This window comes from Bacillus cereus group sp. Bce019, from assembly GCF_051781745.1.
In the GTDB taxonomy this organism is placed as follows: domain Bacteria; phylum Bacillota; class Bacilli; order Bacillales; family Bacillaceae_G; genus Bacillus_A; species Bacillus_A cereus.
In genome coordinates, this window is the sequence record NZ_JBPWJX010000006.1 from 176344 (window position 1) to 190848 (window position 14505).

Genomic DNA, 14505 nt, shown 5'->3' on the forward strand with positions numbered 1-14505 from the left:
AACATTATTATTCTGAGTGCTCAGCTCGGTGCGCTAAACGGCTTGAAGCTGCGGCAGCAATTCCGCCAACGATATCGTCAAGAAATGTGTGCACTTTTCCAGTTGATTTATCATTTAAGTATTCTAAAATACCAGGTTTTAATTTATCAATATATCCAAAGTTCGTGAAACCGATAGAGCCGTACACGTTTACGATAGAAAGTGCGATAACTTCATCAATTCCGTATAAGCCTTCATCACGTTTTACAATATCTTGTAACGGTTCACTTAGCATTCCCTTTTCAGCAAGGACATCGAGTTCGATACCAGTAATCAGTGCGTTTTGTACTTCACGTTTTGATAGTACACGTTCTACATTGTAACGGCATTCTGACATCTCTAAATTTGGATGATATTTTTTTTGAAGAAAATGAACAAGTTCAGCAATATCGTCAATTGTTACACCACGTTCTTGTAATAGTTGTAATGCTCTTTCTTGTAGTTGATTTGATTCTTTCATGTTTATCACCTTTTTTTCTTTTTAGTATTTGTATACGTTTCGTTGCTTTATCCTGTGCATAGGAATGAAAGGCGAGCACAAGCTCATATATATAAAGAAAAACCATAGGTGGCGACTGCGATGATTCAGCATATTTATGAGCATTATCACATGCATGTTAAAGAATTAATCCCCCTTGGCCCCTATAAAAGCTTTTGGATTCGCAACAAAATTTATGTACTTGTTCCAATTGGAGAAATGGAGGAAGAAGTACTTGTAGAGATGAAAAAGCTCAGTGACTATATGAACCAGCAAGGGGATATAACTGTAGCGACTTTCGTTCCAACTATACACGGCTACTATGTAAGTGAGATAGAAGAACAAAATTACTGCTTATTAAAAGGTATGCGAGCGTTAGAACGACATGCTACGTCATTAGGAAGTGAACTTTCTATATTCCATAAACGAGGTGCATTCTTTCCAGAAGAAATCGAGCAATTAAGCCGCATTGGTGAATGGAAAGCGTTATGGGAAAAGAGACTCGATCAGTTAGAAAAGTTTTGGCAATCACAAGTGATGAACCACCCTACAGACGTATTCGATCAATTGTTTATTGAATCCTTCCCGTATTACTTAGGAGTTGCAGAAAATGCCATTCAATATGTTGTTGATACAGAAATGGATGATACGCCGCAACTAACGGATGCAGCGACGATTTGCCAAGAACGATTCACACCTTTATTATGGCATCAAATGAAGCGTCTCAAACTCCCTTTTGATTGGGTGTATGATCACCCAACTCGAGATATAGCAGAATGGATTCGCTATATGATGATTGAAAAAAAGAAAGACTGGGATCAAACAATCGTTCAATTTGTTACAGATTATGAACGGAATTACTCGCTGTCCTCATTTGGTTGGCGTTTATTATTTGCAAGGCTCCTGTTCCCGCTTCACTATTTTGAAACGGTCGAACGATATTACCAAACTGGAAACGAAGAACAAAAAAGCATATATAGAGATCGCTTAGAAGCCATTTTACACGATGTGAACCGCTCAGAGCAATTTATGAAGCACTTTTATGGCTCACTGCGTTTACCGGTAGATAAGCTTGGGATTAGAAAATTAGATTGGTTATCTTAAAAATATAAAAAAGAGACCGAGTGAGGTCTCTTTTTTATATACCACAATTTTATGTAATACATTATGCCCCTACCTGTTGATCTGTACATATATTTAAAACGAATTGATGCCTTTCGAGCTTTTCATTTACTTTACCCAATAATTCTTGCTGGATTTCTTTAAATAAAAATTGATAGCTTGTATTCCATGTTGGTATAACGGATGAAAGGTCTAATAAATACTCTTTTTTCTTTTCTAGTTCTTGAATTGTTACAAAAGTGTTCCCCATTTTTGGCATTTGTCGTCCCCCTATGTTTTTTTACTGTATATGTGTGAACGATTCACTATATAGTATTAATTATCGCATTTTTTGAGAGGGATTTCCAATTTTGTTTTATGATGTTAACGGATAAATGTGATTTGAATAAAAAAAGGAGACCAAATTTGGTCTCCTTTTAGCAAGTGACTTTGAACGAGCCGCTAGATAATATCCAGCTCCAGCGGCTAAAATGTTCGGTGGCTTCGCTTCTTCCGCCGAGGCCAAAAGCGCCTCTATGTCAGAAGCTCCATCCCCCTCACATTTTGAACGAGCCGCTTCCGCTTTTAGATTAAAATACTTGTTCTACTTCGATAACGCCTGGTACTTCTTCAAGTAACGCGCGCTCGATACCAGCTTTTAGTGTGATTGTAGAACTTGGGCAGCTTCCGCATGCACCCATAAGGCGTAGTTTTACGATACCTTCTTCAATGTCTACTAATTCAACGTCTCCGCCATCGCGAAGTAAGAATGGACGTAATTTATCTAATACTTCTAATACTTGTTCTTGCATATGTGGGTTTTCCATTTTTATCGACTCCTTTCATCAGTTTTATTATAATCAAGATAGAGGGGAAAATCTATTTTTTCTCTTCTTGTTTTATTGTCGAAATATTGTATCGTGTTTTTTCAGTATAGGGGTATGGAATAAGTTTGTAAAATGATGTGCTTATGTAATAAGACATCTGAATATACTGTTGGGACAAGAAGTGGGGGAGAAGAAATGGTTAATGTTCAAGTGTATGGGACGAAAGTAATTTGTGCGAGCTGCGTCGGAATGCCATCTTCAACAGAAACGTTTGAATGGTTACAAGCGGCAATTGGTCGTAAATATGAAGGACAAGAAAATAAATTTAATTTCGAGTATATTGATTTCCAAGAAGAACAAGAAGATGTGGATAAAAAAGCATTCGCAGAGCGCGTAGTGGAAGAAGATTTATTTTATCCGGTCGTTCTTGTAAATGGAGAAATTGTTGGAGAAGGAAATCCTCGTTTGAAGGATGTTTACGAAGAAATCGAGAAATATTTATAAAACAAGAAGTCTTTGCGAATTTGCAAAGGCTTTTTTTATTGGAGGGATAGATATGAAAAATGGAGTGAAGCATGCGTTACCAACGGAAGTACAACAGTTAATGGAGCGGTACACAGTAGAATTAAAAGAAATTTTTTTGGATGAAAAAATAGTCGGGGTATATATTTACGGATCCATCGCACTAGGTGCATTTCATAAGGAAACGAGCGATGTTGATTTTGTTACAGTGATAAATGATTCCGTGAATGAAGCTGAAAAACAGCAGCTTGTGGAACTACATAAGAAACTTAGTGACAATACACTAGGTAAAAGAATGGACGGTATGTATATTCCGCTTGCTGACTTAGGGAAATACAATGATGAAATGAACGAGTACGTGTATTGTGCAGATGGTAAAGCTAATGTTGGTCATTGGGACATTAATGCGGTCACATGGTGGACGTTGAAAAATCAAGGCATTACAGTTACAGGAAAAGAAGCAGAAGATCTTCCGCTGCAAATACAATGGAATGATGTAGTAAATACGATGAAATACAACGTAGAACAGTACTGGAGTGAAAAGGCGAAGAAGCCATATTTATTTTTTATAGAAGAGTGGGTAGAATCAGCTGTCGTTACGATGGGACGTATTTTATATACACTAGATCATAAAACAATCGTTTCAAAAGATAGAGGATTACAATACTTGTCAGAACGTTCAGCGGAAGAATGGGAGCTTTTATTAAAAGAAGTAGCGAGAATACGGCACAATCCAAAAGAAAAGCGAATGCTCTCAAGGTGGAGAAGAGCAGATATGACGAAGAGGTACTTACTGCATTTAATTGAGACGTGTAGAGAGAAATGGTAGGGAAGAAAATGGACAATACAGTGGGGTGTATTGTCTTTTTTATTTTGTAGTAGATAGAAAAGTATTTACAAGTATTGTGTAGAGGAAAGATAATAGAAAAAAATATGCGCATGGGGGAAGATGATGAGTAAATATAAATTACATATAGATAGAGAACAATTATGGAAAGGATGCGTTTTAAATTCGATTGCCCATGCAATTAATGTAGCGCATTGTCCAGATTTCTCACATGAAAGTTCATGGGATGGATTTAACTATAGTATGCAAGATAGCCAAGGCGGACAAGGGACAATTACGTTTCATCCGAATTACACGATTGTATGTCTTCAAGATGTGAATAGCGAGAGAATTGATGAGTGGATTGATGCGAAAAATTATTTTGAAGGGGCACCTTCAGAAGTAATAGATATTGCGAAAGAAGAAGCACTTCAATACGTATTAGAAGAAGTAGAAGGCGAAACAGTTCCTTTTATTACAACTGCATTTTGGATTGAGGATAGCGGTGCGTATTCAATTGATTCATTTGAAGAGATGGAAGAGCACGGCGGATTCTTATTAGAAATTCCATTACTTGATACAGAATCAGCAATGGAAAGACTGGAAGAAGAGTATGAACTGACAGAGGAACAAATAGAGCTTTTACAACTCGTGTATAAGAAAAAAATCCAAAGTCCAAATGAGGAAATTAAGTTGTCTAAAGAAGAAATAGCAATGATTGGAACGGAAGATAGCGAAGGATTGGAAGTTAGTAAGGATTCATTTGAAGAAATGAATATTACTTGGGAGTTGTAGGGGAGGATAAAATATTTGTGATTTAAAAAGTTACAAGAGGAATATAAAGCACTAGTAGAAAGTACAATGTGAAATTACATTGTACTTTCTACTAGTTTTTTCATATACATATCAACTTCGTGAAAGAATATGGGCTCTTTTTCCTCGGTATTCAGATGCACGGTGCAATGTAAATATTGCTGTAAGTAGCGATTAGCTTGTTCGTACTGTTTTAATTTGTAGAAAGAAAAACAGGTAAGAAGTAGAAACGCTTTTTCTTCTAATATTGGAACGACAGCTAGTACCGGAGTAATGGAATGTATATTTATTTCCACTAAATTTTCATAAGATGCCCACGTTTGAAACCAGTCGAAAATAGTAGAAAGGTAATTCGGAATGTTGATAGTTTCATGTGAAACATTGTGCAATAGCTGGTTCTGTTTGATATGTATAGGCTCTATTCTTGTTTGTAGAATGCAAGCGAATATTGAAATGTTTTCTTTTATTTGTAATTGGTTCGTAATAAGCTGCGGGAGACCGATAGGGTGAACTCCTATATTTATATAAAAATCATCTCCAAACTGGCTTTTTTGTATGTTAATGAGCTTATAAAATCCGTTTTCAGCTTTGAAAAATGTATGTCTTTTTTTCTTAAAGCCGAGTGGTTTTAAAGTGGCGTGTAAATTTGTAATAAAATCTTGCTCCTTTTTAGAGCCAGGCTTATTCTTCGTCATATTCATAAGAGCGGTCATAAGTTATATGAAGTAAATATGCCTTTTGAAATTGAATTGCCTCCATTTCTTATCGGAGAGATGATGGTATTGTCCTTAGGAGAAGGCAGAATTTGTGGTATTAATATTCAAACAGGTAAAGTGCTTTGGAACAATACTACTCTACATGATATTACAGAGGTTCTGTTATATAAAGATGGAGAAATTTACATTGCAACTTCAAATTTAGAATTGATAATACTTGATGCTGAATGTGGCGAAGTAAAAAATATAATTAAACTCCCTAAAAATGTTGTTGTAATAGATTTTATTGTATCAATTGAGGAAGGTAATAATGGGCTATTCATTAGTTGTGTAAGTGGAAATATGTTTGAAATAGTAGAAGGCTAATTTGTGAGCACTCTTAAGTCGAGATGTTTGTTTTAAAATAGTAGTATATATTCACTAAAAAGGATGTATAAAAATGATTTTGATGCATCCTTTTTAGTGAATATATAAAATAATTAACTTAGTGTATTAAAGGTATGATACACGATTATTTTAATATATTTAAAAGTAAAATGAAATAAGAAACGGATAATTGTCGGAATATATTTGATTTCCGTTCACTTTTATGAAATATGTGTACTTTTTGTTAGATTCCTTCATTTTGTCCATATACAATAAATGTATATAGAAATAAGAAAAGGATGATGTACGTGAAGGATACGGTTTTACAAGAAACGATTTCTCCACAAGAATTACATAAAGTTGTTCAAAAGAATACAGCTTATTATGACTTTAAGTGGGGTAAAGTAGAAAATCTAGCGCAAGGGAATACATGGAATTGGGTAGCCTTTTTCTTCCCAACTTTTTGGTTAGCTTATCGTAAAATGTATAAGTTATTTATTATATTTGCGTTATTGGCTATACCTAGTATAGTTATACCCCCTTTTATAGATATTCCAGATGGGATTTATGTAACATTTAGTTTAGCTCTTCAATTAGGAATGATGATATTTACTGGATGGCAAGGAAACCGTTTATATTATAAGCAGGCTGTTCGTGTTTTTCGTAAGGGAGAAGATGCGTCTGATCATGAGAAGGCGTATTTCTTACAATCAAAGGGCGGCGTGAGTATTGCTGGTATGATTGGTTTACAGATTATAGTCGGGATTGTGTATGGATTAGCTGCGTTCGGGCTGTCCTTTTTACCAACTGAGCCGAATATTAAAAACGTTGTTCGTTCAAGTGGTGAAGGGGTTACTTTAGAGATTATGACTGATAATCCAACTTGGAAGTTTGTGAAGAAAGAAAAAGATTATGATGTAGTAGAGTTTACTGGTTATGATTATACAGAGAAGAAAAACGTGAAAATTAAATTTGCTGTTTATTTCGATGAAGATTATTTCGAGTGGCAAGAGGTATATGAAGATAATAAGAAGTTAAGTGAAGAAGAAGTAGAAGAATATCAAATTTACATTGAAGAAAATAATTGGGGTTTCTAGAGGAAACTCGTTCATTTTGAAAAGAAGAATCTTGTGAAGATTCTTCTTTTGTTTATTAGGGGGGAGAGAAATGATTTCAGTATTAATAGAAGCTCTAATAGGATCGATTAGTTTAAGTACGGGTTTACACACGAAAAAGATTGATGCTAACATACGTTACTTGCAGCAGTATGAATGGTTTCGAATGATATATGAAGACGAAAAGTATCGAAAGTTATTTATTACGAACTACAAAGTTCGCTCATATTTACAAAGTAAGCTAAGAGTTCGATTGCTTGTAAAAAATAAAAATGCACAACGAAGATTTTTAAAATTAGTAGAAGAGCAAATAGAAAAACGGCATACAAATTGAAATTTTGTAAAATACAATAAAAAATGAGAATTTGAGGTAGGCTTGTCAATAACGTGAGACTATGGCACTATAAAGAAATGCTATACAAATTTTATTTATCGAGATGTAAACATCAATTCTGATTTTTACGTATAAATAATGAACGGAGGAAATGAATTTATGGCTACTTTACCAAATTGTCCAAAATGTAATTCAGAATATACGTATGAGGATGGCGTTCTTTTTGTATGTCCAGAATGTGCTCATGAGTGGGGCCAAGAAGCAGAAGCTGAAAATAATGATGGTGCAAAAGTTGTAAAAGATGCGAACGGAAACGTTCTTCAAGACGGCGATGCAGTTACTGTTATTAAAGATTTAAAAGTAAAAGGAACTTCTTCAGTTGTGAAGATCGGTACGAAAGTAAAGAGTATCCGTCTAGTTGATGGCGATCACGATATTGATTGCAAAATCGACGGTTTTGGAGCTATGAAGTTAAAATCACAGTTCGTTAAGAAGGCGTAATGCAAATAAAATAGGAGGCTATTCGCCTCCTATTTTTATTATGTCACTTTTTGTCGGTAAATCGATATTTGGTACAAAATCGTTGATATATTCTGCGTTATGATAGATATATTTGAAAAATCGTTGATATATTGCAAGTTATGATAGATATATTGAAAAAATCGTTAATATAATTTCATTTATCGTGATCTACGCACCATTCACCGTGCACCATAGTCAATCTCCTTCAACTGACATCGCTTATTAAAGAACGTTTTATATCCAAGCTGTAAAAAGATAATGACAGCGAAAGCGGTACTTCCTGAAATACCGAGTATGATAGCGATTTGATATTGAATGGCTGTGAATGGTGATACACCGGATAATATTTGACCAGTCATCATGCCTGGTAAGCTTATAATCCCCATTCCGACCATAGAATTAATTGTTGGTAAAATAGCAGAGTCAAAGGCGTCTCGAATGAGCGGAGCAGCTGCTTCTTTCGGTGTTGCGCCGAGCATAAGTGCACCTTCAATTTGACCTCTTTGCGATTTCATATTGTTTAAGAACGTATTTGCGCCGAGAGAAACACCAGTCATGGCATTCCCAACTAACATTCCTGTAATAGGGACGATATATTGCGGAGCATACCACGGATCATGTCCGATAATAACAAAGATAAATAGTAGAAGTGGCCCAATTGATCCGGCGACCATGGAAAGGGCGGCTACTCGTTTTAATTCTTTAGACATTGGGATGTTAACTCGTTTATAAATATTAAAAATTGCAAAGGTAGTAATAGAAGTAATGAGAGCAATTGTATAAAATGGATTACTGTTTTCAAATACGTATGTAAGGACATATGCAACAAGTACGAGCTGAATCGTCATACGGAATGTTGCGAGCGCGATTTGTTTTTCGCGAGGTATTCCTTTTAATTTCACAAGCCCAATTAAAATAAGAATGAAAATATATGCAGCGGCAAGTTGCCAAATTTGGAGTTCAATAACGCCCTTCAACTGAGAGCACTTCCTTTCTAGTTGCACCGTTTGCTTTACTAATTTCAATAATGTCGTCTGCAATTTCTTCTGGAAGTTGTTGTGAGTGTGTGATGAAGATAATTGTTTTTTTCTTTTTTCGTGCTAGTGCAGTAAATTGTTTCATAACGCGGCGTTCTGTATCGCTATCTAGCGCCGAAGTTGGTTCATCTAATAAATAAACAGGTGGATCCATAAGTACGATACGTGCAAAAGCAAGGCGTTGTTTTTCACCGCCTGATAATGAGTCAGCGTTGTCCTCTAAACTTTTTTCTAAGCTAACAGTCTTTAATGCGCTTCTCAAAATATCATCATTTGGAAATGGTTTTTCAGAAAGACGAAGTCCCATTAATAGGTTGTCTTTAACGGTTCCATCAAAAAGAGGTGGAGTTTGCCCAAGCATAACTACGTCACGACGTAATTGAATAGGGTGATAATCAGAAATTAATTTTCCGTTATATTCAATTGTGCCGGATGTTGGAGATTGTAAATCGTTTAACATGCGAAGCAACGTGCTTTTTCCGCTTCCGCTTTCACCGATAATGCAAGTAATCTTTTCTTTTTGAATCTGTAAATAAGGAATGTGTAGTATATCTTTATATATAACGTTTTTTAATATAAACATAAATCGCTCCTTTCTGATTCTAGTTATATCGTATCAAAAAAGAGAAGATAACGGTTATAAAGAGCAACGTTTTTTCTTCGTCTTGAGTTTTATTAATAAGTTAAGTAAACGATCTAATTCTTGGCTGAAAGAAATCACTTTATCATGAGTCAATCCGTATCGTTCAACGAGATAGATTAACTCTTTCTTTTTCGCTTCTATTCGATTGTTTAGTTTCGATAAGTTCATAAGTGGAATGTAATGCCTCCTACAAAAGTATTTATCACATAAAAAATAAGACCGAATGAATTCGGTCTTCAAGGAAATAATAAAACAACTTACAAATAGCATACAATGTTTATCAATATTTTTTAATATAAAAATGAAAAATAAATCATTATAAATATTGAGAAAGATGTGTCTGATAATTTTTAAAAACTGATGCAAAGAGGCTGCCTACATAGTAGACAGCCTGTAAAATATTAACCCTTATGATATTTGTACATCCAAAGAAGACCAGATTTTAATAATCTCGGTACACGTCCCATTAACGGTTGGTTTGCGAGTAAACCGAATCCATGCTTCTTACCAAGAGATCCTAGAACACCTTTTAATTTAATAACAGGTAGTTCATCCGGGAGTGGTTCATTATTCCAACGTTTTAATAATATTTGGACAATTTGTTCTCCTTGACCTTCAGCAAGTTGGGCAGATGGTGCATGTGGAAGTGCTGCGCAATCTCCTACAACGTAAACATGCTCGTTGTTTGGAATATTGTGATATTTCGTTAAGACAACCCGTCCGCTACCATCTTGTTCAACTGGAAGGTTTCGAACAACTTCATTTGCTTGAATACCAGCTGTCCAGACAATTGCATCACATTCAAGTGGTTCATCGTGATTATACACAATATTTGGTTCCACTTTTGTAATGTTAGAGTTTCTTATAATATTAACTTTATGTTTTACGAACCATTCTTCTACGTATCTACTTAATTTCTCTGGATACGGGAATAAAATTCTATCTTTTCGATCAAATAAATAGATTTTTAAATCAGAACGGCTTTCACGAAGTTCACTTGCTACTTCAACGCCACTTAAGCCAGCACCAACAACAGCTACTGTTGCATTTGGTTCTAGACTATTTAATTGTTCATATGTTTTACGTGTTTGTTCAATTGATTGTAGACTATGTGTATATTCCCTAGCCCCAGGAACGTTATGATATTTATCTTCACAGCCAAGTCCGATAATTAAATCATCATATTGGATCGTTTCGCCGCCATCGAGATGAACAGCTTTTTCGTCGAGGTCAATATTTGTTACTGTGCCGTATTGAATATTGAGGCGTGGGTGTTCAGGAAACGGTATACGAATATGCGTTTCTGAAATAGTACCCGCAACTAATGCATAATATTCAGTTTTGAAGCAATGGTATGGTACTTTGTCGATTAATGTCACTTGTACATCATCTGGAAGTTGGTTGCTTGGAAGTAGCCTTTGCAGAATTCTCATTCCACCGTAGCCGCCACCTAGTATTACGAGGTGTTTCATGATGGATTACCCCTTTTCTGTTGAAATATCCCCTAATCATAAAATTTTATATTAATAAAATATTTTGACTTTACTCAATCAAATTATATCGAATTTGTGAACAAATAACAATGCATGAATGAATACTCTGTTGTACAATAAGAAGAAAAGTAAAGTAAACTGTTTTTCCTTTGTAGTTACTATTTCATTAGAAGTAGCATGTTATATAGAAGAAGTCATCTACTTTGAATTGAAGTAATGAAGTAACTAAATAGTTTAGACTGTGTAACGAAAACAACAAGAAACAGCTTAGTTTTCTTCTTATAGATAAAGTCAGAAGGTAATTTGTTTTGTAGTACAGGGGGGAGAATTTTGATTAAACCATTAATTGAATTTTGTGTAGGTAACCTTGCAAGTGGTTCGCAAGCAGCTCTAGAAAAATTAGAAAAAGATCCGAATTTAGATGTAATGGAGTATGGTTGTTTAGGATATTGTGGTATTTGTTTTGAGGGACCGTTTGCACTTGTAAATGGTGAAGTTGTACAAGGTGCAACAGTAGAAGAGCTTGTTAATAATGTATATGAGTATTTGGATGAAAATCCAATGTTTTAAGGTGTTGCGAATTAGCAGCACCTTTTCCATTAGATAAAACTTTATTTTGTGGGGAAGGCTAATGCTGATTATTAGCCTTCCCCAATTGAAAATAGTGGGATAAATAAAAAAAGGCCCTTTTTAGAAGGGCTTTTTTCTTACACAAATTGTGTAAGAGTGGCTCATCGCCAAACGTTGTCAAATATGAGAAACGGGGGACATTCATATTGTGTTCTAAAAGCATGCATTTTATACTTAACATAACAAATTATTTTTGGAGTGAATATAAATGAGCCAATTTTCTTTTACAAAAATGCATGGTCTTGGCAATAGTTATATATATGTAAATATGTTTGAAGAGCAAATTCCTGAAGAAGATTTAGCCCTTGTGGCCGAAAAGGTTTCAAATATTAATACTGGTATTGGAGCAGACGGGATGATTTTAATTTGCCCTTCAGACGTAGCTCCGGTGAAAATGCGCATGTTTAATAATGATGGTTCTGAAGGAAAGAGCTGTGGTAATGGTTTGCGCTGCGTAGCGAAATATGCGTATGAGCATAAACTAGTAGAAGAAACAGTTTTCACAATTGAAACGTTAGCTGGTATTGTAACGGCTGAAGTAACAGTAGAAGATGGTGTCGTGACATTAGCGAAAATCGATATGGGGGCACCGCGTCTAACACGTGCAGAAATACCGATGCTTGGTGAAGGTGAAACGCCATTTATTCGTGAAAACTTCTTATATAATAATCATCGTTATGCATTTACAGCTGTTTCAATGGGAAATCCTCATGCGGTTATTTTTGTTGATGATGTAGAAAAAGCACCTCTTACAACACTTGGACCAGTCCTCGAGACACATGAAATGTTTCCAGAGCGAGTAAATGTTGAGTTTATCGAAATTTTGAATGATGACGAGATGAACTTCCGCGTTTGGGAACGTGGATCTGGTGTAACGCAAGCTTGCGGAACAGGAGCGTGCGCTGCAGTTGTAGCTGCTATTTTAAATGGAAAGATGGAACGCGGTAAGGAAATTACTGTTCATTTAGCTGGTGGCGATTTAATGATTGCGTGGACTGAAGAAGGAAACGTGTTGATGAAAGGACCTGCGGAAGTAATTTGCCGCGGAGTGTATGAGTACAAGATAGAAGCGTAAAGATGTATAATGGACTAAGAACAGAAAGGAAGGTGTATTTCATGATTGAAGTAACAGAACAAGCAGCTTTTCAAATTAAAGATATGTTAAAAGATGCTGAAGATGGAGAGAAGTATGTGCGCCTTGCTGTACACGGCGGCGGATGTAGCGGTCTTTCTTACGGCTTAGGATTTGAAGTAGAACCAAAAGAAGACGACACAGTTCTTGAGTTTTTCGGTGTTGAATTTGTTATCGATAAAGAAAGTGCTCCAATTGTTAAAGGAGTAAAAATTGATTATAAACAATCTATGCTTGGCGGCGGATTCACAATTGATAATCCGAATGCAATCGCATCATGCGGATGTGGATCATCTTTCCGTACAGCTTCGAATGCTGGTAAGCCAGAAGAGTGCTAAGTTTTTTGCAGAAATAGAGAAAGACCTTTTTAGCGATAGAATAAAATCGTTAGAAAGGTCTTTTCTTTTTGTGTTAAAACAGAAAATGCATGTAAAGTTACTTTAGAATTTAATTTAAATGTTATCATATATGGTATATGTGATTTGTATTGTGAATTCGACTTTCATATTGTTCGTTTCGGACAACATTTCGCAACAAAAATGTAAATAAATAGAAGAAATATACTATATATTAGTTATATTTAATGTTAATATTTGTAACGAAGATGATTGGCGATTGTGTTCGGACTAGCTGTAGTTGCATCGGTTATTACTGATAGGTAGATTTATCCCATAAAAGCCCGATTGGTGAGGGCTGATTAAAGTTTCACTTTATATAAAAAAGGTGCATGAGGGAGAAAGCTATAGCAAATTGTATAGAACTGAATAGTTCCGTATTAATTAAAATAAGTTGATTACTAGATATTAAAAAACACCGGGGGGATTAGAATGAAGTCATTTAAGAAAGTACTTATAGTAGGGGGGGCGTTGACTACATTATCGATTTTGGGAGCTTGTTCTAGCGATACAGACGTATTAACAAAAGTAGGAGTAAAGCAACCAGCGAAGGCGGAAGGTGACGTATTAAAAGATCAGGAGAAAACACCTATGACCACGAGCAAACGTGAAAGTATTAAAAATGAGGATGCTCCATTATCAAAGAAGCGTTATATTTCTCATGACGAATCTCAAAAGATTGAGGAAGGTATGACGTATACGGATATTCTTAATACGATTGACTACGGTGGTGAGAATATAAAACTTTATAATAACAATGAAAAACGTGTATTTTATACTGAAAAAGATACGGATGGTACATATGAAATTATGGTTGAATTAAATACATATGGTTACGTTGTGAATATTGAACGTACTGCTATAAAGGATACAGATAAAGAGAATGAGGTATCTACGAAACGTATTGAAGAGCCTGTAAAGGAATATGAAGAAAAAAACGATCGTGTACCGTGGTATAAAGATGTAAATAACAATTCGGCAGCAGTAAGTTACAATCATTATTTGAAAATCAAAAAAGGTATGCCCGCGAATCAGGTAAAAGCTGCAATTGGACAGCCACATGTGATTGAGAAATATAAATCTTATTCAGTATATGACTATACTGGTTATGGTGGAGAAGGATCATTACGTGTAATCTTTGAACCGAATGGAACTGTTACGGATATAGTGGAAGACGGTTTACCGCAATAATAAATTAGTTGCGGGAAGAGTTGTAGTAAAGTTGTCTGTGATTTTATAAAGTTTTTGGGAGCATTCCCAAATATAGATGGAAAAGTAATTCTATTAGCCATGTTATAGTATTAGTATTTACCGAAGTTTCTTCCAAATTCAATAGCGTTATTGTAGATGTTGTTGTCGTATTATTTTTGTTGATATATACCGCAGTAGGGCAGCAATTGTAATTGGACGTAAAAGGACGCGGAGGAGTAGCAGTTTCCTTTTGAAAAAAAGGAGGGAAATATGATGGAGGATATTCTTGAATTCATAAGGAAATACGTAATTAAACCTATTATTA

The 14505-nt window shown here is 35.3% G+C and carries 19 protein-coding genes and 2 pseudogenes; 13 read left to right on the forward strand and 8 right to left on the reverse strand.

All coding sequences use genetic code 11. From position 1 onward, the window contains the following. Positions 1–7: 7 nt before the first annotated feature. Positions 8–499: a phosphatidylglycerophosphatase A family protein gene (locus tag ACS2QP_RS12050; RefSeq protein WP_000665103.1), complete on the reverse strand. Its 492-nt coding sequence runs from the start codon at positions 497–499 to the stop codon at positions 8–10. Between the two features lie 120 nt (positions 500–619). Between ACS2QP_RS12050 and yutH the strand changes: the two genes are divergently transcribed. Further along, positions 620–1621 carry a spore coat putative kinase YutH gene (gene yutH / locus ACS2QP_RS12055; protein WP_153582577.1) on the forward strand — a complete coding sequence of 334 codons (1002 nt, stop codon included), beginning with the start codon at positions 620–622 and terminating at the stop codon, positions 1619–1621. 61 nt (positions 1622–1682) lie between these two features. Here yutH and ACS2QP_RS12060 read toward each other — a convergent pair whose 3' ends face one another. Together ACS2QP_RS12060 and ACS2QP_RS12065 are read right to left on the reverse strand one after the other, a co-directional pair. Then, positions 1683–1898, reverse strand: a complete 216-nt coding sequence (locus ACS2QP_RS12060) for a carbonic anhydrase (protein WP_153582578.1) — start codon at positions 1896–1898, stop codon at positions 1683–1685. A gap of 310 nt (positions 1899–2208) precedes the next feature. Further along, the gene (locus tag ACS2QP_RS12065) at positions 2209–2445 is read right to left on the reverse strand and encodes a NifU family protein (RefSeq protein WP_000431159.1); all 237 of its coding nucleotides are present in this window, start codon (positions 2443–2445) and stop codon (positions 2209–2211) included. 195 nt (positions 2446–2640) lie between these two features. On the opposite strand from ACS2QP_RS12065, the gene ACS2QP_RS12070 reads away from it, so the two are divergent. The 3 genes from ACS2QP_RS12070 to ACS2QP_RS12080 all read left to right on the forward strand — a co-directional run bounded on the left by ACS2QP_RS12070 (position 2641) and on the right by ACS2QP_RS12080 (position 4588). Further along, positions 2641–2949, forward strand: coding sequence for a YuzD family protein (locus tag ACS2QP_RS12070; protein ID WP_063537916.1), 309 nt, complete (start codon positions 2641–2643; stop codon positions 2947–2949). Positions 2950–3001: 52 nt separating this feature from the next. Next, complete coding sequence (locus ACS2QP_RS12075) at positions 3002–3796, forward strand: nucleotidyltransferase domain-containing protein (RefSeq protein WP_000788485.1); 795 nt, start codon at positions 3002–3004, stop codon at positions 3794–3796. A 123-nt stretch (positions 3797–3919) separates the two neighbouring features. Next, positions 3920–4588 (forward strand): hypothetical protein, encoded by a 669-nt coding sequence (locus ACS2QP_RS12080; protein WP_017674505.1) that lies wholly within the window; start codon positions 3920–3922, stop codon positions 4586–4588. A gap of 74 nt (positions 4589–4662) precedes the next feature. Here ACS2QP_RS12080 and ACS2QP_RS12085 read toward each other — a convergent pair whose 3' ends face one another. After that, entirely contained in the window at positions 4663–5301 is a 639-nt protein-coding gene (locus ACS2QP_RS12085) for a DUF4304 domain-containing protein (protein WP_006918875.1), read from the reverse strand. A 3-nt stretch (positions 5302–5304) separates the two neighbouring features. On the opposite strand from ACS2QP_RS12085, the pseudogene ACS2QP_RS12090 reads away from it, so the two are divergent. The 4 genes and pseudogenes from ACS2QP_RS12090 to phnA all read left to right on the forward strand — a co-directional run. Further along, positions 5305–5688 (forward strand): annotated as a pseudogene (locus ACS2QP_RS12090) (PQQ-binding-like beta-propeller repeat protein); the annotation flags it as partial. A 299-nt stretch (positions 5689–5987) separates the two neighbouring features. Next, a complete protein-coding gene (locus ACS2QP_RS12095; protein ID WP_332284767.1) occupies positions 5988–6785 on the forward strand; it encodes a DUF2628 domain-containing protein in 798 nt (265 codons plus the stop codon). 70 nt (positions 6786–6855) lie between these two features. After that, entirely contained in the window at positions 6856–7137 is a 282-nt protein-coding gene (locus ACS2QP_RS12100) for a hypothetical protein (RefSeq protein WP_000626489.1), read from the forward strand. A 159-nt stretch (positions 7138–7296) separates the two neighbouring features. Further along, a complete protein-coding gene (phnA, locus tag ACS2QP_RS12105) occupies positions 7297–7638 on the forward strand; it encodes an alkylphosphonate utilization operon protein PhnA (RefSeq protein ID WP_000212737.1) in 342 nt (113 codons plus the stop codon). Positions 7639–7838: 200 nt separating this feature from the next. Here phnA and ACS2QP_RS12110 read toward each other — a convergent pair whose 3' ends face one another. The 4 genes from ACS2QP_RS12110 to ACS2QP_RS12125 form a co-directional block, all read right to left on the reverse strand. Beyond that, on the reverse strand, positions 7839–8636 hold the full coding sequence (locus ACS2QP_RS12110; RefSeq protein ID WP_000679254.1) for an ABC transporter permease: 798 nt from the start codon (positions 8634–8636) through the stop codon (positions 7839–7841). Beyond that, positions 8620–9279: an ABC transporter ATP-binding protein gene (locus tag ACS2QP_RS12115; protein ID WP_332284763.1), complete on the reverse strand. Its 660-nt coding sequence runs from the start codon at positions 9277–9279 to the stop codon at positions 8620–8622. Before ACS2QP_RS12115 ends, ACS2QP_RS12110 begins: the two co-directional genes overlap by 17 nt. 54 nt (positions 9280–9333) lie before the next feature. Next, positions 9334–9507 carry an aspartyl-phosphate phosphatase Spo0E family protein gene (locus ACS2QP_RS12120; protein WP_001054091.1) on the reverse strand — a complete coding sequence of 58 codons (174 nt, stop codon included), beginning with the start codon at positions 9505–9507 and terminating at the stop codon, positions 9334–9336. A gap of 233 nt (positions 9508–9740) precedes the next feature. After that, positions 9741–10811 carry an NAD(P)/FAD-dependent oxidoreductase gene (locus ACS2QP_RS12125; protein WP_153582777.1) on the reverse strand — a complete coding sequence of 357 codons (1071 nt, stop codon included), beginning with the start codon at positions 10809–10811 and terminating at the stop codon, positions 9741–9743. A gap of 351 nt (positions 10812–11162) precedes the next feature. Here ACS2QP_RS12125 and ACS2QP_RS12130 point away from each other — a divergent pair, with 351 nt between their 5' ends. The 5 genes and pseudogenes from ACS2QP_RS12130 (at position 11163) to ACS2QP_RS12150 (ending at position 14454) form a co-directional block, all read left to right on the forward strand. After that, entirely contained in the window at positions 11163–11402 is a 240-nt protein-coding gene (locus ACS2QP_RS12130) for a YuzB family protein (protein WP_000595026.1), read from the forward strand. Positions 11403–11670: 268 nt separating this feature from the next. Further along, positions 11671–12537 (forward strand): diaminopimelate epimerase, encoded by an 867-nt coding sequence (gene dapF / locus ACS2QP_RS12135; RefSeq protein WP_000077396.1) that lies wholly within the window; start codon positions 11671–11673, stop codon positions 12535–12537. 41 nt (positions 12538–12578) lie between these two features. Continuing rightward, entirely contained in the window at positions 12579–12932 is a 354-nt protein-coding gene (locus tag ACS2QP_RS12140) for a HesB/IscA family protein (protein WP_000573821.1), read from the forward strand. Between the two features lie 489 nt (positions 12933–13421). Beyond that, positions 13422–14180 (forward strand): hypothetical protein, encoded by a 759-nt coding sequence (locus tag ACS2QP_RS12145; protein WP_438882456.1) that lies wholly within the window; start codon positions 13422–13424, stop codon positions 14178–14180. Positions 14181–14242: 62 nt separating this feature from the next. Continuing rightward, positions 14243–14454 (forward strand): annotated as a pseudogene (locus ACS2QP_RS12150) (hypothetical protein). Positions 14455–14505: the final 51 nt, after the last annotated feature.